At 50.3% G+C, this 19,797-nt stretch carries 16 protein-coding genes; 2 read left to right on the top strand and 14 right to left on the bottom strand.

The features are described 5' to 3' along the window. Window positions 1-45: 45 nt before the first annotated feature. The 4 genes from acnD to SHD_RS21120 all read right to left on the bottom strand — a co-directional run bounded on the left by acnD (window position 46) and on the right by SHD_RS21120 (window position 5,823). Window positions 46-2,649, bottom strand: coding sequence for a Fe/S-dependent 2-methylisocitrate dehydratase AcnD (gene acnD, locus SHD_RS21135; protein WP_039978896.1), 2,604 nt, complete (start codon window positions 2,647-2,649; stop codon window positions 46-48). Between the two features lie 80 nt (window positions 2,650-2,729). Beyond that, on the bottom strand, window positions 2,730-3,857 hold the full coding sequence (prpC, locus tag SHD_RS21130) for a bifunctional 2-methylcitrate synthase/citrate synthase (RefSeq protein ID WP_023269002.1): 1,128 nt from the start codon (window positions 3,855-3,857) through the stop codon (window positions 2,730-2,732). A 235-nt stretch (window positions 3,858-4,092) separates the two neighbouring features. Then, complete coding sequence (gene prpB / locus SHD_RS21125; RefSeq protein ID WP_023269001.1) at window positions 4,093-4,971, bottom strand: methylisocitrate lyase; 879 nt, start codon at window positions 4,969-4,971, stop codon at window positions 4,093-4,095. A gap of 63 nt (window positions 4,972-5,034) precedes the next feature. Next, on the bottom strand, window positions 5,035-5,823 hold the full coding sequence (locus SHD_RS21120) for a GntR family transcriptional regulator (protein ID WP_023269000.1): 789 nt from the start codon (window positions 5,821-5,823) through the stop codon (window positions 5,035-5,037). Window positions 5,824-6,187: 364 nt separating this feature from the next. Between SHD_RS21120 and SHD_RS21115 the strand changes: the two genes are divergently transcribed. After that, entirely contained in the window at window positions 6,188-6,661 is a 474-nt protein-coding gene (locus tag SHD_RS21115; protein ID WP_023268999.1) for a 2-thiouracil desulfurase family protein, read from the top strand. Window positions 6,662-6,721: 60 nt separating this feature from the next. On the opposite strand, the gene SHD_RS21110 is transcribed toward SHD_RS21115, so the two are convergent. From SHD_RS21110 to SHD_RS21100, 3 genes are all read right to left on the bottom strand, one after another. Beyond that, window positions 6,722-7,663: an acyltransferase gene (locus SHD_RS21110; protein ID WP_023268998.1), complete on the bottom strand. Its 942-nt coding sequence runs from the start codon at window positions 7,661-7,663 to the stop codon at window positions 6,722-6,724. Window positions 7,664-7,670: 7 nt separating this feature from the next. After that, window positions 7,671-8,573, bottom strand: a complete 903-nt coding sequence (locus SHD_RS21105; RefSeq protein WP_023268997.1) for an acyltransferase — start codon at window positions 8,571-8,573, stop codon at window positions 7,671-7,673. 114 nt (window positions 8,574-8,687) lie between these two features. Next, window positions 8,688-10,214, bottom strand: coding sequence for a YifB family Mg chelatase-like AAA ATPase (locus tag SHD_RS21100; RefSeq protein WP_023268996.1), 1,527 nt, complete (start codon window positions 10,212-10,214; stop codon window positions 8,688-8,690). A gap of 215 nt (window positions 10,215-10,429) precedes the next feature. On the opposite strand from SHD_RS21100, the gene SHD_RS21095 reads away from it, so the two are divergent. Then, the gene (locus tag SHD_RS21095; RefSeq protein ID WP_039978892.1) at window positions 10,430-11,575 is read left to right on the top strand and encodes a DUF1963 domain-containing protein; all 1,146 of its coding nucleotides are present in this window, start codon (window positions 10,430-10,432) and stop codon (window positions 11,573-11,575) included. A 16-nt stretch (window positions 11,576-11,591) separates the two neighbouring features. Here SHD_RS21095 and SHD_RS21090 read toward each other — a convergent pair whose 3' ends face one another. The 7 genes from SHD_RS21090 to spoT all read right to left on the bottom strand — a co-directional run bounded on the left by SHD_RS21090 (window position 11,592) and on the right by spoT (window position 19,759). Further along, the gene (locus SHD_RS21090; protein ID WP_023268994.1) at window positions 11,592-12,188 is read right to left on the bottom strand and encodes a response regulator transcription factor; all 597 of its coding nucleotides are present in this window, start codon (window positions 12,186-12,188) and stop codon (window positions 11,592-11,594) included. Next, window positions 12,188-13,267, bottom strand: a complete 1,080-nt coding sequence (locus SHD_RS21085) for a sensor histidine kinase (protein ID WP_039978998.1) — start codon at window positions 13,265-13,267, stop codon at window positions 12,188-12,190. The genes SHD_RS21090 and SHD_RS21085 overlap by 1 nt, the downstream gene beginning before the upstream one ends. Before the next feature lie 84 nt (window positions 13,268-13,351). Then, entirely contained in the window at window positions 13,352-14,056 is a 705-nt protein-coding gene (locus SHD_RS21080) for a tetratricopeptide repeat protein (protein ID WP_023268992.1), read from the bottom strand. Between the two features lie 176 nt (window positions 14,057-14,232). Next, a complete protein-coding gene (locus tag SHD_RS21075; protein WP_023268991.1) occupies window positions 14,233-15,183 on the bottom strand; it encodes a calcium/sodium antiporter in 951 nt (316 codons plus the stop codon). Between the two features lie 170 nt (window positions 15,184-15,353). Next, complete coding sequence (locus tag SHD_RS21070; protein WP_039978890.1) at window positions 15,354-17,018, bottom strand: AMP-binding protein; 1,665 nt, start codon at window positions 17,016-17,018, stop codon at window positions 15,354-15,356. Window positions 17,019-17,250: 232 nt separating this feature from the next. Beyond that, the gene (locus SHD_RS21065; RefSeq protein WP_011624341.1) at window positions 17,251-17,634 is read right to left on the bottom strand and encodes a RidA family protein; all 384 of its coding nucleotides are present in this window, start codon (window positions 17,632-17,634) and stop codon (window positions 17,251-17,253) included. A 22-nt stretch (window positions 17,635-17,656) separates the two neighbouring features. Beyond that, window positions 17,657-19,759: a bifunctional GTP diphosphokinase/guanosine-3',5'-bis pyrophosphate 3'-pyrophosphohydrolase gene (spoT, locus tag SHD_RS21060; RefSeq protein ID WP_023268989.1), complete on the bottom strand. Its 2,103-nt coding sequence runs from the start codon at window positions 19,757-19,759 to the stop codon at window positions 17,657-17,659. Between the last annotated feature and the right edge of the window lie 38 nt (window positions 19,760-19,797).

The following is a 19,797-nucleotide window of genomic DNA, read 5'->3' as shown; positions in this document are numbered from 1 at the left end:
TATAGGCGGCAAGCTTGTCGGCATTGCCGCCTTTTAGCGCGAATCTTACTTCAGATTTGACTCTAAAAAATCCTGCGCAAACCGTTGCAGTACGCCGCCAGCAGAGTAGATAGACACTTCTTCAGCGGTATCTAAACGACAGGTCACAGGCACTTCGACATGCTCACCGTTTTTACGGGTGATGATAACGGTCAAGTCTGCACGTGGCGCGATATCACCAACAACATCAAACACCTCGGTGCCATCGATGCCATAGGTCGCGCGATTCTCGCCCGCTTTGAACTCCAGCGGCAACACGCCCATACCGACTAAGTTTGTGCGGTGAATACGCTCGAAACCTTCGGCGACAATCGCCTCAACACCCGCTAAACGCACACCTTTTGCCGCCCAGTCACGGGATGAACCCTGACCATAGTCAGCGCCGGCAATAATAATCAGCGGTTGTTTGCGATCCATATAGGTTTCAATGGCTTCCCACATGCGGGTGACTATGCCTTCTGGCTCGATACGCGCCAGTGAGCCTTGCTTCACCTTGCCATCGACAATTGCCATCTCGTTTTTGAGTTTAGGGTTGGCGAAGGTCGCGCGCTGGGCGGTTAAGTGGTCGCCCCTGTGGGTCGCGTAGGAGTTAAAGTCTTCCTCTGGCAGGCCCATCTTGTGCAGGTATTCGCCCGCCGCGCTGTCCATCATAATCGCGTTTGATGGCGATAAATGGTCGGTGGTGATGTTGTCGCCTAATACCGCGAGTGGACGCATGCCCTTGAGGGTGCGCTCGCCCGCTAATGCACCTTCCCAGTAGGGTGGGCGGCGGATATAGGTTGATTGTGGACGCCAGTCGTACAGTGGGCTGACCTTATCGCTATAGTCGACGCTCAGGTCGAACATCGGCTCGTAGACTTTGCGGAACTGCTCTGGCTTCACGCTTGCCGCAATCACAGCATCGATTTCGGCATCCGTTGGCCAAATATCGATTAAGCGCACTGGCTTGCCGTCTTTATCTTGACCGAGTACATCCTTCTCGATATCGAAGCGAATCGTCCCTGCGATTGCATAGGCGACGACTAATGGCGGTGATGCGAGGAAGGCTTGCTTAGCGTAAGGGTGAATACGGCCGTCGAAGTTACGGTTACCGGATAATACGGCGGTGGCGTAAAGATCGCGGTCGATCACTTCCTGCTGAATCACTGGGTCGAGTGCGCCGCTCATACCGTTACAGGTGGTGCAGGCAAAACCGACAATACCGAAGCCTAATGACTCTAGCTCTGGCAGCAAGTTGGCTTCTTCTAAATAGAGTTGTACCGCCTTAGAGCCGGGGGCGAGTGAGGTTTTCACCCAAGGTTTACGGCTTAAGCCTTTGGCATTGGCGTTACGTGCCAGCAGGCCCGCCGCAATTACGTTACGTGGGTTACTGGTGTTGGTGCAACTGGTAATAGCCGCAATAATCACGGCACCATCTGGCATTAAGCCTGGCTCGTTTTCAACCACGCCGCTGATGCCGCGCGCGGCCAACTCTGAAGTCGGAACGCGAGCATGGGGATTCGATGGGCCAGCAATGGTACGCACTACCGATGATAGATCAAAATGCAGGGTACGTGGGTACTCGGCCTGCTTGAGATCATCGCTCCACAAACCTGTGGTCTTGGCATAGGTCTCAACCAATTTAACTTGCTCATCGCTACGACCCGTGAGGGTTAGGTAGTCTAGCGTTTGTTGGTCGATATAGAACATGGCGGCGGTGGCGCCAAATTCTGGCGTCATGTTAGAGATAGTCGCACGATCGCCAAGGGTTAAAGCCTCAGCACCTTCGCCGAAGAACTCTAAATAAGAAGAAACCACTTTTTCCTTACGCAGGAATTCGGTCAAGGCTAATACGATATCGGTGGCGGTAATGCCTGGCTGAGGCTTGCCTGTTAGCTCAACGCCGATAATGTCGGGTAGACGCATATAGGAGGCGCGGCCCAGCATCACGCTTTCGGCCTCAAGTCCACCCACACCGATAGCGATGACGCCCAGCGCATCCACGTGTGGCGTGTGACTGTCGGTGCCCACTAAGGTATCGGGGAATGCCACGCCATCGCGAGCATGCACCACGGGTGACATACGCTCCAGGTTGATTTGGTGCATGATGCCGTTACCCTGTGGGATCACATCAATGTTTTTAAAGGCTTTTTGCGTCCAGTTGATAAAGTGAAATCTGTCTTCGTTGCGCCTGTCTTCGATGGCGCGGTTTTTGGCGAAGGCATCTTTATCGAAACCACCGAATTCCACAGCCAGTGAGTGGTCGACAATCAGCTGGGTCGGGACCACAGGGTTAACCTGCGCCGGATCGCCTCCCTTAGCAGCAATCGCATCACGCAGACCTGCAAGGTCTACCAGCGCGGTTTGCCCCAAAATATCGTGGCACACCACGCGGGCCGGGAACCATGGGAAATCTAGTTCCTGTTTTGATTCAATAATTTGTTTTAGCGAGTCTGTAAGCGCCTGCGGCTCGCAGCGACGCACTAAGTTTTCCGCTAACACGCGCGAGGTGTAAGGCAATTTCGCATAGGCGCCGGGGGCAATGGCTTCAATGGCTTCGCGGGTATCGAAATAGTCGAGTGCTGTGCCGGGTAAAGGCTTGCGATATTGGGTGTTCATAACAGTGCTCATAACATCATCCATTTCGGAAAATGAAGTCGGCGCGAGACGCACCTTGAGTGAAGTCTCGCGCTAAGTGTGGTCAGTTTTGCTTAACGGTTGGCAATGGGTACCACTTTGCGTGGTGATACACCCACATAGTCGGCACTTGGACGAATAATGCGGTTGTTTGAACGCTGCTCCATCACATGTGCTGCCCAACCCGTTACCCGTGAACAAACGAAGATCGGGGTAAACAGCTTGGTTGGAATGCCCATGAAGTGGTAAGCACTGGCGTGGAAGAAGTCGGCGTTACAGAAGAGTTTTTTCTGTTCCCACATCAGGGCTTCACAGGCGACCGATACGCGGTAGAGGCGATCATCGCCATAATCTGCGGCCAGTTTTTCTGACCATTCTTTGATGATGGCGTTACGAGGATCTGAATCTCGGTAGATGGCGTGACCAAAGCCCATAATCTTTTCTTTGCGCTCGAGTTTACCCATGAGCACATCGCGGGCATCGGCTTCGTCTTTCATATCTTGAATGAGTTCCATCGCCGCTTCGTTGGCGCCGCCATGCAGTGGGCCACGTAGTGAACCGATTGCGCCAGTTACGCAAGAATGCATGTCCGACAGGGTCGATGCACACACACGGGCGGTAAAGGTTGAAGCGTTAAACTCATGCTCTGCATACAGAATTAACGAAACGTCCATTACTTTAGCGTGCAGCGCCGATGGGGCTTTGCCGTGCAGCAGGTGTAAGAAATGGGCGCCGATTTGATTGTCATCGGTTTCTGTATCGATGCGTACGCCATCGTGGCTAAAGCGATACCAGTAGCAAATGATCGATGGGAAAGCCGCCAGTAAACGGTCGGCAATTTGGCTTTGCTCGCTAAAGTTGTGCTCGGCTTCGAGGTTACCCAGCATAGAGCAACCAGTACGCATCACATCCATTGGATGAGCATCGGCAGGGATGCGCTCTAACACTTCTTTTAATGCCTGTGGCAGGCCGCGCATGCCCTTAAGTTTGGTCTTATAGGCCTCGAGTTGTGCTGTGGTTGGCAGCTCACCGTAAAGGATCAGGTAGGCGACTTCTTCGAAGGTGGCGTTTTCGGCCAGATCTTTTACATCGTAACCGCGGTAGGTCAGGCCGCTACCCGATACACCTACAGTACTTAGTGCAGTCTCACCCGCGCTCTGGCCACGTAATCCAGCACCACTTAATTTTTTTGCGTCTGACATAATTCTTCCCTTCCGTTAACGCTATGGTTATTGCAGACAGGCTCAATATTAGCCGTCTACCTTTTTGGTTAAAGCTGCATAAATGTTGACTAAATACAGAGTTTTAGCCTTATGTAGGGTTGCAGCGTGTCGGTGATGCATGAGCCGTTATGTGAGGTCGCGGCTCGCGCATCTGGGTATCAGTAACAACGCGAAGCCAAAGCTTCTACTGACGTCCATGGTCTGTACTTATCTTTTACTTATCTTGGCTAAACAATTGATCTAACTTGTCTTCAAAGGCGTGGTAGCCCAAGTACTTATACAGATCCGCTCGGGTCTGCATAGTGTCTAAGACATTGCGTTGATGACCATCATTCATCAGCGCTTGCATCACTTTCAGTGCGGCTTGGTTAGCTGCGCGGAAAGTACCGAGTGGGTAAAGCACCATGTCGGCGCCCGCTTCGGCAAGTTCTTCTTTATTGAACAATTGGGTTTGGCCAAATTCGGTCATGTTCGCCAGGATTGGCGCGTTAACTTGGGCTTTGAAGTGACGATATTGGTCGAGTTCAGTTAAGGCTTCGGCGAAAATCATGTCGGCACCCGCGGCGATATAGGCTTTTGCACGTTCGATACCCGCTTCTACACCTTCAACGGCAACCGCATCGGTACGCGCCATGATCACAAAGTTAGGATCGGTGCGGGCATCGACGGCGGCCTTGATACGGTCAACCATTTCCTCTGTGCTGACGACTGCTTTGTTGGGTCTGTGGCCACAACGTTTTTGCGATACTTGGTCTTCCATGTGCACCGCGGCAACACCGATTTTCTCAAATTCTTTAATGGTGCGGGCGATGTTGAAGGCGCCGCCCCAACCTGTGTCAATATCGACCAGCAGTGGCAGTTTGGTTGCCGAGGTGATACGACCGGCATCGATCAGCACGTCGTTCATCGAGGTCATGCCTAAATCCGGTAAACCGTAAGAGGCGTTCGCTACACCTGCGCCCGACAGATACAGGGCTTGGAAACCCGTTTGCTCCGCCATCAGGGCGAAATAGGCATTGGTGGTGCCGACGATTTGCAGCGGTTTTGAGTTAGCAAGAGCTTGGCGAAAACGTAATCCTGCGCTTTGGGTCATGGTCTTGTCCTTATCCTATTTAGGGTACTGAGTGTTCAGTATTCGATGCTTATGGGCTGCGACTTAGCTGATATTGGCTAAGGTTTCTTTCGCGGCGGCGTTAGCTTGTAATTCAATCAAGCGTAATTCGGTATTTTTACGGCCTTGCTCTATATGGCGACGCATCAACAGGCTGGCGAGTTCACCATCACGCTGGGCGATGGCCTCGACGATACGTCTATGTTCGGCAATGGCTTTTACTGGTCGATTCTTATTGGTGCACTGATAGCGATACATCCGCAGCAGATGGTAGAGCCCGCCAATTAAGGTTTCTTGCAGATGCTTATTGCCGCTGGCTTGGATGATTTGATAGTGGAAGTCGACATCGCCTTCCTCTTGGAAATAGGTATCGCCATTAGCCAGCGCGGTTTCTTGCACGGCGAGCAGGTCTTGCAACTTCGCAAGCTGTTCTGGGGTAATGCGGCTAGCGGCGAGTTCGCAGGCCATACCTTCTAGCACGCTACGTAATTGATATAAATCGTTTAACTCGCTCACAGTCAGTTGAGCAACACGGGCACCTACATGGGGCGCGCGGACAACGAGACGTTGTCTTTCTAAGGTTTGCAGTGCTTCGCGGGTTGGGCCGCGGCTGATGCCATATTTTTCGGCAAGGGCTTGCTCGTTGATCTTACTGCCCGCAGGCAGTTCGCCCTTGATGATGCTGGTTTGTATTTGCACCAAAATTTGATCGGCTAAGGTGGTCGACGATTTTTCGCTGGCGAGGGATTTCACCTTATTCGTTGGGCTCGTCGCGGCATGAGCCACTGAGCTTGGGGTGTCATCTGTTGGGAATATGGTCTCTTGCTTCAACATACTGCGCATCACTCGTTGATTGCTGGATTGTCGACAATGGGTAAAAAATAGTCCCGCCAAAGGTTATTGTCAACAATATGTTTACTTAGACGTAAGTCTATATATCTGATTTAAATTGTGTTGATTGTTGTATTTTATTATTATTTTATAATTTTATTGATTTTGATTATTTTATCTTCTCTATTTTTAAAATGATAATTGTCGACAATTTGGCGTTTGGCGTGTGAGCTGATAGTGCGATAAAACGCAGCTTTTACCCCATTGCGACTTATTGAGTACAATGCTGAGAAGGCATTGGTCGGTACTCACAGAGTTAAGGCACACAGGGGTTAGGTACAGGGGGTTAAGGTATTAGGGGGACAGGATGGAGAAAATCCTCATTAGCAGTTGTTTACTCGGGCAGGCGGTACGTTATGACGGCGGTCATAATCTGCTGCAAGATGAGTGGATACAGCGATGGCAGCGAGAAGGCCGCATAGTGGCGTTTTGTCCCGAATGCGCGGGCGGATTACCCACACCAAGGCCTGCGGCTGAACGTGTTGGTGAGGTAGTGCTAACGGCGCAGGGAGAGGATGTGACTGCGGCCTTTCAGTTGGGGGCACAAAAGGCGCTTGCTCTGGCTCAGGATCAAGGTATCAAAATTGCGATTTTAAAGGCGCGTAGTCCTTCCTGTGGTAATCAACATATTTATGATGGCACTTTCAGTAAACGTTTAATCGCAGGACAGGGAATAACGGCGGAATTACTACAGGCGGCGGGTGTGAGCGTGTTTAATGAAACCGAATTAGCGCAAGTGGCAACGAGGCTGGTACAGCTTGAGGCGGAATCAGCGGGCTAGGTAAGCCTAACCCGCTATCGACTCACTTTACGTCAGTGAAGCTGTATTCGTAAATCTGTATTAGTGAAGCTGTGTGTGGGTGCTGGTGGCACTGTCAGTTAGCTGTCGATGTTGCAGTAATAGCGCATCGATTTGCTCGTCTTTCTCGGCCCAAATTTGGTTTAACCAACGTTGAAACTCGACGCGGTACTCGGATTCGGCAAAGTAGCGAGTCGCATCGACCTGCGGTACTGGTAAGGCGCGAACTCGCACCACTATCTTACGCACTTTGCCGTTCATCACGCCGAATAATACATCATCCGGTGCATCGGGGTACACTAAGGTCACATCCAACAGATTGGTAAATTGCTCGCCCATGGCCGACAGGGTAAAGGCAATACCGCCCGCCTTGGGACGGAGTAAATGGCGGTAAGGTGAATCCTGACGCTGGCGCTTGTCTTCGGTAAAGCGGCTGCCCTCAACATAGTTAATGATCGAGGTGGGCATATTTTTAAACTTCTCACAGGCGCGGCGAGTGGTGGCTAAATCTTTACCCTTAAGCTTTGGATTTTTCTTGAGTTTTGCAGGGCTGGTTCTGTCCATAAAGGGCATGTCGAGCGCCCAGCAACCTAGGCCCATAATGGGGACATAGATCAGCTCTTTCTTGAGAAAGAACTTCAGCATAGGTATGTGGTTACGCAGCAGATAGGTCTGCGCAGCAATATCAAAGCCACTGAGGTGGTTACTGATTAACAAGTACCAGCCGTTTTTATCCAACCCTTCAAGGCCTTGGACATCCCACTCGATTTTGGCTATCAAATATAAAATGCCACCATTGCAACTCGCCCATGCCCACATAAAACGGTTCATCAGTCCGGTTACGGCATTACGTGCACCTTGAGCTGGCATCAACATTTTCACTAAACCACCGAGGCAAACTAAGGTTCCCCAAAGAGCGGTATTAATGATCAGCAGGCTCAGACTGAGAATAAACAGCACTGGGCCGGGAAGGAAATTCAACATAGAGGTTTTACCTTACTTCTTGGTCCGCTTGACCAGCCAATTGGCTGATCACTTGATCTTTAGCGAGCCAAAGTTCATTCAATTGTTCTTGGAAGCTGATTTTGAAATCACGATCATTCACGTAGTCACCACGCATGTCCGGCGCAATATCGCTCACTTTGATGTGTACTTTAACCTTTGGCAGCTTGCCTGTCAGGTAGTCCCAAAAGCTTGGGACAGGGCCAGGGTAGTAAATCGCAACATCCACTAACTTGTGGATCTGTTCTCCCATCGCCGATAGCGCGAAGGCCATGCCACCCGCTTTGGGTTTTAACAGATGTTGGAACTGTGAGTTTTGCTTTTTGTGTTTAGCCTTGGTAAAGCGTGTGCCCTCGACAAAGTTCATTACGCTGACGGGTTTTGTCTTAAATTTCGCGCAGGCTTTACGTGTAATTTCAATATCTTTGCCCTTGAGCTTTGGATTTTTCTTCAGCTGTGCCGTGCTATAGCGGCGCATAAAGGGAAAGTCCAATGCCCACCACGCGAGTCCTAACACTGGCACATAAATCAGTTCCTGTTTGAGGAAGAACTTCAGGAAGGGAATGCGGCGGTTAAACACCCGTTGCAGGATTAAAATATCCACCCAAGATTGATGGTTAGCAATCACCATATACCATTCTTTGGTTGAGAATTGGGTGTCACCCGTGAGTTCGACGTCGACTGGGTGCAGTACACGCTCAATCACGCCATTGACGCTGATCCAAGCACTTGCGCAAAAGTCGAGAAAGTAGCTGATGGCCGTTCTCAGTGGCGGCAGAGGAATAAGCTTTATCAGGCTGCCCAGCATAATAGGTACAACCCAAAACAAGGTATTCACGACATAACCTAAGAAGGCTATGCAGCCTTTTAATTGTGAAAACAGCGTCCCCATTAGTACCTCCTGATAAAAATTGGAGGCCTATGTTACTCGGTGTCGGCGTTTGGCTCAATCTTACGGCAGCTGGTCGGGGCATTTGTTAATACGATTGGTATAACATGTCGAGCATTAATACTGCTGGGACAAGCGAGCTAACAGCTTGTCCATGGCGCGATAACCTAAGGCTTGGGCGAGGTGGCGCCGTTCGGTATTGGGGGTTTGTTCCAAATCGGCAATGGTGCGGGCAACACGTTGAATTCGATGGAAACTGCGAACGGATAACCCGAGCTTAACGACACTCTGCTCTAAAAAGCCTAAATCGGCGTCGCTAAGGCCGCCGAATTGCTTGAGCTGTTTTCCCGAGAGTTCACTGTTGAGCACGCCTGCCCTAGCGAGTTGAATATCGCGGGCGCGTTTGACGCGTTTGGCGATTTCATCACTGGTTTCGCCGGTCGTTGTTGGTTGTGTGAGTGTGCCCGCGGGGAGTTTGGGGACTTCGATGGTGAGGTCGAATCTATCTAAAAAGGGTCCTGAGAGTCTAGCGAGATAACGCTGAACCTGATCGGGCGTAGCGCGATTGGGGCCATCAATATCACCGCTGGGACTGGGATTCATGGCGGCGATCAACTGAAAGCGACTTAAAAAGGTTAACTTAGCGGCGGCGCGGGAGATCACTACTTCGCCCGTTTCCATGGGTTCACGCAGACAATCGAGCACCTTACGGGGGAACTCGGCGACTTCATCCAAAAACAACACGCCGCGATGGGCGAGGGATATTTCCCCCGGTTTAGGAATGCTGCCTCCGCCGACCAAGGAGATGGACGAACTGGTATGGTGCGGCGCACGAAATGGCCGCTTCAAAAAATCCTGCGGTTTGATATTTATGCCCGCCACCGAATGAATGGCGGCGACCTCTAAGGCTTCTTCGTAATTGAGTATGGGCAATAGTGCCATAATTCGGCTCGCTAACATGGTTTTACCTGTGCCCGGCGGGCCGAGCATCAATAGGTTATGGTTTCCGGCCGCGGCGATTTCGAGGGCCTGTTTAGCTTGATACTGGCCTATGACATCGCTCAGACAAGGCTGGGTGGTTGGCGCCTCGTCGCTAATCCATTCGAGCTGTTGCTCGAGCATAGGCAGTGGCGCTTGTCCGTGGAGAAACGCGGCTAAGCTTTGCAGATGGGAAGCAAAATAGACGCTGTGATAGCCCACAAGCTCGGCATCGTGGCGATTCTCTAAGGGAAGAATTAACTGATTATTATGACGTTTAGCCGCAATGATGGCGGGCAGTAACCCTTGGCAATGGCGTATTTGCCCCGAGAGCGCGAGTTCACCAACAAATTCGGTGTTTTTAAGGCTACTGGCGGGGATTTGCTCCGAAGCCGCCAGAATACCTATGGCGATGGGCAAATCGTAACGGCCACCTTGTTTAGGCAAGTCCGCCGGCGCGAGATTGACTGTTATCCGCCGCATAGGGAATTCAAACCCTGCATTGATCAAGGCGCTGCGCACGCGCTCGCGCGCTTCTTTGACCGAGGCTTCGGGCAAGCCCACCAGATTAAAGGCGGGCAGGCCATTACTAAGATGGACTTCAACCGTGACTTCTGGAGCTTCAACACCGCAACTGGCTCGGGTATGTACACAGGCTATCGCCATAAACAAATCCTTTTGTTGATCTTTTTGCGCTGAATTTGAGTGTAGCAGTAATTCGCCTAAGGGTTTTCAATTCACAGGATCGCTGTCCGCCAGCGCCGCAAGATGTGACTCAGGCTCTAGTGTTAGCGTGACAGCCTTGGCAATCTGAGCTGTTAAGCGATAGCAAATATTTGATAGAAATGATAAAAAGCCAATATTGGAGCAGTGAGGTAAATATGGATATGTTGTTAGCAGAAAATTCCCCTATTCGTCAGCAGTTGCTCGAGCAAAAGCTGGCGCAGTTTAAAGACCCGCATCTTGCCCATACGCTTTCGGCATTTATTCGAAGTAGTGTCGATCTCTATCCCTGCGCAATCGAGGACTATGCCCAGTTAGGTAACAGCCGACTGGGTGGATTGCCGGATTTGCCTGTCGGCATGGAGTATCCGGTGACTTTGGTCGGAAGGGAGGAGATGTTGGATGGCTATGTTGAGAGCTTTGGCCATACCCGCGAGTTTATTAATGAGCATTGGCGGGAGGACTGGCAGGACGATTGGGAGACAGATGAGGCGCATCTTTGGGACTGGGACGAGGCGGCGCAGGCCTTTCGTGTACCCATGCAATTTATCGCGCAGATCAATTGTAGCGAACTGAAGGCATTACAATCCTACTTGCCCCGAGAAGGGCGATTGTTATTCTTTTTGGAGCGCTGGCGATTCTCAGAAATGCTTCGCGGCCATGTCTATTATGTCGCTGAAGATCAGCAACTGAACTCTGGGAAAGCGATTGCTGAACCTAAATTCGACGATGCGGTATGTGGAAACTATGAGTATGAGGCGGCTTATCAACTTCAGGGGATTGCCAGCATTAAGATGATAGCCCCTGACATGATTAATAGTGACAACCCGCATTTAGTAAGGTTAGCCAAGGCACGTTTACAAGCGCTACCAGAACCGCAACAAGCCATGGTGCTGGATGCCCTAGCGGTTGTGGATGATGAATTGGCTCCAGAGTGGCAAGATCAGCTCAAGGGCTATGAGCTGATACAATTGAATGAGCACGGGTTTATCCCTGGTCAGATTCTCACTCAATCGCAATGGGCTAATACCGACTGGCAGTCATCTAACTTGCAGGCATTGCTCGTCCCCGAGCAGCCGCTGCCGTATTACAATGGTATTGCCAGCATTAATGGCCATGGCGATAGCCGCTATAAAGCCCCCGAGCTCCACGCCGCGGCTGAGTTAGGCGGCAATGCCGAAGATTATCTGGTGCTGCTTAAAGTCGTCTATAGTGAGCACTCTATGCAGTTGAATTTTATTATCCACCGAGACGATCTCGCATCGGGTCAATTCGAGCGCATTTATTGCATTTATGATTATTAGCGTTTTGAAAGGTTGGCTATAACCAACCTTTTTGCTTGGCGATGCGGGCGGCATCGATTCGGTTGCTCGCATTGAGTTTGGCAATGGCTTCGGATAGATAGTTACGTACCGTGCCTTCGGCAATAAACAGCATCTCGGCTATCTCGGCGGTGGATTTGCCTTCACTGGCAAAACGTAGGGCGCGGCGCTCTTTATCGTTGAGGGGGTCGACATCGCCAATCGCCATGATTGCAAGCTCAGGATCGATAACCCGCTTACCCGCGATCACCTGTTGGATGGCGTTGACTAAGGTTTCCGAGGGCGCATCCTTCAGTAAAAAACCACCCACGCCCGCTTCAATGGCGCGTTTGATGTAACCTGCGCGGCCAAAAGTCGTGATCACCACCACTTTAGTTTGGCTATGTTGCTCCTTTAGCCAAGCAGCTAGCTCTAAGCCAGTCCGTCCCGGCATTTCGATATCCGTGAGTAATAGATCAAAATGCTGCTGTTTGAGGAGGCTTAATGCTTCATCGCCATTGCTGGCTTGAGTGATGGTAAAACCGCCAGCGAGGGTTAATAGTGCTGCGAGCGCGCCGCGCACCATGGCTTGATCTTCAGCTAAGAGGATCTTCATTAATCTGTTGCTCCCTGCAAAGGTAAACTGACGCTAAAGGCGTATCCCTGCTCAAGATTATAGCTTAAATGGCCTCCGAGGCTATCGAGACGCTCACGGATGCCTGTAAGCCCATTTCCTTCTACAAAGGGCCTTGCTAAGGCATTATCTTTAACCTCGACATTAAGGGTATTTGCCTGTTCACTAAATTGAATGCTGCATTGGCTCGCGTTGCTATGGCGCAAAATATTATTCACGAGTTCAGTTAAAATCAGCACAAGTTGGCTTTCTGTTCTGGCGGGCAGTTTTGGTAACTCACCGATTAACTCAACATAGATGCCTTTGTCCCTGAGTGAATTACATAGCTGGGTGATGCAACTCGCTAAGCCTTTATGTTTATATTCTGAGACGGTATGCCTTATTTGACTCAAGCTTTCCCGCGCGATTTGTCCTAACTCTTGTAGTTGGGTCGTTGCAAGTTGATATTCTTGTTTCGCCAGTAGTTTTTCGGCCAATTCAGCCTTTAGGGCAATCGATGACAGACTGTGCCCCATAATATCGTGTAAGTCTCTGGCGATACGTTCTCGTTCAACAATTGTGGCTAACGTGCTGATCTCTTTGGCGCTTTGTCGCTCCTTCAATCTATGTTGGTAACGTCTTCGCTCTGCCTTACCGAGCATGCCAATCCCTAATACCAAGGCGGAGCCGTACATTGGAAAATAGTAGCTATTGAATTGACTAACATAGTTGAGCAAGAACAGTGTAACTAGCATTCCGAACCAGCATAACAGGCTGACTCTAAAGGAATAAAAGAAACCAATAAAGAAACTGGCAAAGGTAAAGAGTGAGATAGAACCTGGATTAATGGGGGTAATAGCTATAGCAAGTACTAACATGCCGATAATAGGCCGATGAGCGCTGCGGAAATTACAGCGATAGGTCCAAAAATAGCAGTAAATAAAGGGAACCAGCACTGCTAAAATTAAGATAATTTGCCAGCTAGGATAAGGCGTAATAAACAGTGGGATCAGATAAAACGCGAGGTTTATTAAGTACACCGATGCGAGCTTTCGTTCAAGTTGTAGTGGGTTATTTGTCATATCGGTTCGCCTAAGATCCATTTTGCGGCTGCTGAGAGTAGGATTGGCCTCAAGCATTGGCCAATCCTTTTGCCTGTTCTGGGGTTATTTTGCACTTATTTGCTGATTTTGTTGAAGTAAAAACTTAGCCCAACCATAATCTTTTTCCACTTGCAGCGCCTGCTGCCAATCTTCGATCGCCCCTTGGGCGTCACCTAACTCCTGTTTTGCGAGTCCGCGCCAAGTGTAAGCCTCTGCCTCACCCCAGCAAATGTCCTCGCAAGGTTGATTAAATCGCTCAATCGCATTGCTGGCCAGGGTCTTTGCATGCTGCATGCTGCCCCCAAACATGGCGGGCGTATTATAGGCGGCAATCGCTTTTACTAATGCGACCCGCGGATTAAGCGGCGCAAGCTGCTCGGCCTGAGCAATGGCATTGGCGGATTTGATCCCAAGCTCGGCGCCTTTACTGTTATCCAAGGCGATTTGCATGCCATACACGGATGATAATAGCGCGAGGGATTCGGCATCGGCTTGACTGTTGGTTAAGGTTTCTAAGCTCGCTTGAGCCGATGCCAAGGCATTCTCTGCAATTGTTTTTTGTCCCATCACATTAGCGCTGATGGCTAAGCGGTAGTTGGCATAAGCCGCCTCGTAATCTTGAGTGGCAGTGCTGAGCTGTTGCAATTTTTCGATATTCAAGGTGCTTGCTGCTTTGTCTACTTCAGCGATATTGGGGCTTGAGTTCGAAGCCGCGAACGCTGGCGAGCAGGCGAGAGTAAGGCTTGATAACAGTAAAAGTGTTTTCATGGTATTTCCTTATTGAAGTGATAACCCATTGCTTGGGAACGGCTTCATTATCAGAAATACCTTGGCCAGAGTGCAGGCACAAAGGTCATCAATTGGGCATGACAAATGTCATGTATTAAGCCTAAAAGCAAAACACCGGAGAGGCTCCGGTGTTCTGTAAGATGAGGCGTAACGTATTAAACGACCGCTTGGGCGCTGGCTTGGTTTACGAGGTAAACCATATAGCCTAAGTAAGCGATAAGCAGCGTGGCACCTTCACGGCGACCGATACGCAGGCCTGACCAAGCGAAGGGTAAAATCACCACGGCTAAGGCGAGCATCACGATAAAGTCGAAGGATTGGAAACCTAGGGCTGACACTGGGTGCACAATCGCAGTTACACCTAAAATACCTAAAATGTTGAATAGGTTAGAGCCAACCACGTTACCGATAGCGATATCGCTTTCACCTTTAAGCGCCGCTAAAACCGAGGTCACTAACTCTGGCATACTGGTGCCGATAGCGACAATGGTTAAGCCGATAATGACTTCACTCACGCCAAACACTTTAGCTAAATCGACAGCGCCATTCACAAATAAAATCCCGCCACCGACTAACATGCTGATGCCCACAATAATAAAGGCGACAGAGAGCAACGGATTTTTAGGACCTTCTTCGATGATTTCGCCATCGGCATCGGTGGAGTTTTTCGAGCTGAAATAGCTGAATACTAGGTAGCCAACAAGCAGGGATAATAAAATCACCCCGTCAATCAGGCTGAGTTCGCCGTCCAATAACAATCCCCAAAACAGCATAGAAGCGAGGATCATCAAGGGGATATCCCGTCTCACCATTTGTGATTGTACTTGAATCGGGCGAATAAGCGCGGTAATCGCCAAAATCAAACCAATGTTGGCGATGTTCGAGCCAATCACGTTACCGAGCGCAATGCCGCTATTGCCTGCCAGTGCCGACTTTACGCTCACCGCAAGTTCAGGCGCGCTAGTACCGAAAGCAACAATGGTTAAGCCGATGATGAGGGGCGTGATGCCAAGACGTAGGGCGATCGAGCTCGCGCCACGGACTAGGGCTTCTGCGCCTAAGGTTAAAATGATAAAGCCGCCGATAATTGAAAGTGCAATGAGCATTTTAGACTCTGTTAAACCTAATTGAGTGAATAGTTTTCAGTTGTATCAACTTACGCTGACTGGCGTACATGATACGTGTTTTTCAACTACTTTGACAGAATATGTCATAAAAAAGCACACCGCCAAGATGTGCTTTAAAAGTGAGTGTCATTACTTAAGGATTCGATGGGTTATTTTGCAGATAACTCATCTTCCCAGCGTACTTGTGCACCGCGAATACCGTCGACACGCTCGCTAAATGCCTTCTCGAGCACATGACGTTTGATCTTCAGTGTCGGGGTTAACACATCGTTTTCAATGGTCCAAGGCTCGCTCACAACCACAATCGCATCCACATGCTCATGGGATTCTAAATGTGGATTCACACTGTCGAGTGTCGCTTTTAAAGATGCACGAACTTCCTCACGGGCTTGTAGGTTGGCACCTTCAGAAAGTTGCACTAACGCGACTGGATGCGGCAGGCCTGAACCAATGACGCAAATCAGCTCCACATGGGGATCCTGTGCGAGCTTACGTTCAATGGGCACTGGGGCGACGTATTTACCCTTGGCGGTTTTAAAGTTGTCCTTGACCCGGCCGGTGATAGTTACACAACCATCGGCATCGATGGCACAGAGATCGCCAGTATGGAAGAAACCATCGGGATCGAAGGCCGCCGCTGTCGCTTCGGGTTGCAGATAATAGGCTGTCATCAGGCCAGGACTCTTCAGTAGCAGTTCGCCATCTTCACCTTGACGGATTTGGCAATCCTGCACGGGTTTACCCACAGTACCGATTTTGCGCACATCAAAGGGGTAGTTAATGATGGAGTAAGCACAGTTTTCCGTCATGCCCCAGGCTTCACAAATATCCAAGCCAATGCTGTGGTACCAATGAATGAGTGAAGGCGGAATAGGCGCCGAGCCAGAGCCGAGTAAGCGGCAATGGTTGAGCCCTAACCCTTTGTGGATCTTGTGTTTTACTAGGCTGCTAATCAGCGGGATCTTAAGCAATAGATTGAGTTTGCCAACACCAATCTTGTCGATAATGTTCTTTTGGAACAGGCTCCACAGCCGCGGAACCGAGAAAAACACCGTTGGTTTAGCACGCTGCACATCGGCAACGAAGGAGTCTAAGCTTTCGACGAAGGCTACGGTACTGCCGGAATAGAAAGACGAGCCTTCGATCGCTACACGCTCGGTAATATGCGCTAACGGTAAGTAGGACAATAATCTGTCGTTGCCATTGGTACGTAAATCGCGCACAACCGCTTGGCAAGTCCAGCCATAGCTGGCAAACGTCTGAATCGCCCCTTTGGGGTGACCCGTTGAGCCAGAGGTATAAATCAGCGTCATGATCTGATCAAGCTCTGGTAACGGTGCTTCAATCAAAGGGTTGCCCATCTTGAGCAGTTGTTCCCATTGATATTGAGCCGGCATGGTCTCATAGGGCATGGCAAGGCGAAGTAATTCGCCGCCTACGCCGGCTTCTTGATCGGCCCAGTGGTCGAGCTTGCCGAGGAAAATCGCTTTGGCACCGCTATGTTGCAACACATAGCGGATAGTATCTGTATTAGCAGTTGGGTAGATGGGAACGCTGATATAGCCGCCGTGCATCAGGGCAAGGTCGGTAATAAACCATTCGGCACAGTTTTTAGAGAGAACGGCAATCTTATCGCCCGGTTCTAGGCCTAAATGGCGCAGTGCACCCGCGAGTTGCTGGACTTTTTCTTGCACTTCATTCCACGTGAAATCAAGGTATTGACCCTTGATGGGCTGGCGCAAGTAAATCTCATCCCCACGTGTATTCGCCCAGTGTGTCAGCATTTCAATTGGCGTCTTAATCACTTTATCCATAGGCAATTCCCTGTTCTTTATTGTTATTTTTACCCCAACATAGGTGCCCAGTATGGCGAGTTTTGTGAGGCCGCGCAAATAGTTTGCAAGATTGTAAAATCTTAAAATTGGCGGACTAGCCTATCGTTTGAGTATGAAATGAAAATGAACTTAATCACAGGTCAGAGCAGGAGCCGCGGGCGCATTAGGCAATAAAAAAGGCGCCTAAGCGCCTCTTAAAACCGGTGGAAGCTTACAGCTCCATCACGCCGTCCATTTCGACTTGCGCATCCTTAGGCAGTTGCTTCACACCGATAGCGGCGCGAGCAGGGTAAGGTTGGCTGAAGTAACGGCTCATGATTTCGTTCACTTTCGCGAAGTGGCTTAAATCGGTGAGGAAGATATTGAGCTTAACGATATCGTTGATTGTGCCGCCAGCAGCGGTACACACGGCGGTTAAGTTTTCAAACACTTGCACTACCTGCGCCTCAAAATCATCGCTCACGATTTGCATTGTGCTTGGCACCAGTGGGATTTGGCCGGATAAATATACGGTATTGCCGACTTTAACCGCTTGAGAATAAGTGCCAATTGCCGCTGGGGCGTTTTCGGTCGCGATAATGATTTTTTCTGCCATGACGCTCTCTCTAAAGTAATGATCAACGATTACGGGATGTACGCAACACCTCGGGCAGTACCCGGATACGGCGCATCACGTTAGCTAAATGGATCCTATCCTTCACCGAAATCCGCAGGTTAATCAAGTAAACGCGGCCATCACGCTCTTCGGTGCTAAGGTTGTGAATGTTCGAGCCTTCGGCGGCGATAATTGAGGTGATCTTCGCCAGCGCGCCTTGGTGGTTAACAATTTCAACCCGCAGATTAGCTTGATACTCGACGCCTTCAACATTGTCCCACTGTACGGGAATGTATTTATCGGGTTCGCCTTGGTAACCGCGAATGTTAGCGCAGTTTTCCATGTGGACGACTAAGCCTTTACCTTGGCTCACGTGGGCAATCACCGCATCACCAGGGATGGGGCGACAGCAGTTAGCGAAGGTTACTAACATGCCTTCGGCGCCACGGATTGGCATCAGGTGAGAATCGCGGCTCTCTTGATTCTCTAAATTATCGCCAATCAAACGTTGGGCGATGACTATGCTCATGGCATTGCCAAGGCCGATATCGGCGAGTAAGGAATTTAAATTGGCGTGCTTGGTATCGCGCACGACTTTATCAATCTGCTCTGCTGGAATGCTATCGAGCTTGGTTTTACCCAGCGCATGGTTAAGCAAGCGGCGGCCAAGGGCGATAGCATCGTCCGCTTTTAGGCTCTTAAGCACTTGGCGGATTTTAGCGCGGGCTTTACCCGTCACTACAAAGTTAAGCCAAGCGGCATTCGGGCGCGCGCCTTTGGCGGTAATGATCTCAACGGTTTGGCCGGAGATTAATGGCTGGCTTAACGGATAAGCTTGGCGGTTAACGCGTGCGCCGACACAGGTATTACCCACATCGGTGTGGACTTCATAGGCAAAGTCGACGGCGGTGGCGTTAACCGGTAATTCTAAAATGCGACCTTCGGGGGTAAAGACGTAAATCTCTTCGGGGAAGAGTTCGGTTTTGACGTTCTCCACGAATTCGAAGGAGGTGCTGGCGCTCTGTTGTAATTCCAGCAAGCTTTGCATCCACTTGCGGGCACGCACTTGCGTGGTGGTGCCTTGGCCATCGGCGCCGCCTTTGTAAGCCCAGTGGGCAGCAACCCCTTTGTCGGCCATTTGATCCATATCTTCGGTACGAATTTGGATCTCGACGGGCACGCCGTGTGGGCCGAATAACGAGGTATGTAGCGACTGATAGCCGTTGGCTTTGGGGATAGCGATATAATCTTTAAAGCGACCCGGACGCGGTTTATACAAGCCGTGCATGGCACCGAGCACGCGGTAGCAAGTATCGATGGAGTCGACGATGACGCGAAAGGCGTAGATATCCATCACCTCTTGGAACTGCAGTTCCTTGCTCTGCATCTTGTTATAGATGGAGTAGAGGTTTTTCTCGCGGCCTTTCACTTTGCCTTTAATGCCCGCATCGTTTAGGCGGGTGAGTACCGCAGCTTCAATGCCTTGAATCAGTTCTTTACGGTTGCCACGGGCAGCTTTAACCACTTCCTTTAACACCCGATAGCGCATCGGATAATAGGCTTGGAAACCTAAATCCTCTAACTCGGTCTTGATATTGTGAATACCGAGTCGGTTGGCAATCGGCGCGTAAATCTCTAAGGTTTCACGGGCAATACGACGGCGTTTGTCAGGACGCAAGGCGCCTAAGGTGCGCATGTTGTGGGTGCGGTCGGCAAGCTTGATGAGAATAACGCGGATATCCTGCGTCATCGCCATCATCATTTTGCGAAAGTTTTCTGCTTGAGCTTCTTTTTTATCGCGAAATTTAAGCTTGTCGAGCTTAGACACCCCTTCAACCAGCTCTGCCACGGATTCGCCAAATTGTTCGGCCAAATCCTCTTTGGTGACATAGGTATCTTCGATGGTGTCATGCAGCAATGCCGCCATCAGCGTCTCATGGTCGAGACGCATTTCGGCGAGGATGCGGGCGACCGCAACCGGATGGGTAATATAAGGTTCGCCGCTGGTGCGCATTTGCCCTTCATGGGCATCACGCGCAACTTGGTACGCCTGCTTGAGCAATTCTACCTGTTCAGGTTCTAAGTAACCGGAAGCAGACTCCTTTAGACCTTCAAACAGATACAAGTGGCAGCTCTCCTTTACCCAAACAGGTGTGACTCAAT

The sequence above is a fragment of the Shewanella decolorationis S12 genome (assembly GCF_000485795.1).
In the GTDB taxonomy this organism is placed as follows: Bacteria; Pseudomonadota; Gammaproteobacteria; order Enterobacterales; family Shewanellaceae; genus Shewanella; species Shewanella decolorationis.
Note: the sequence above shows the minus strand (reverse complement) of the source record. Positions and strands in the feature narration are given on the sequence as shown.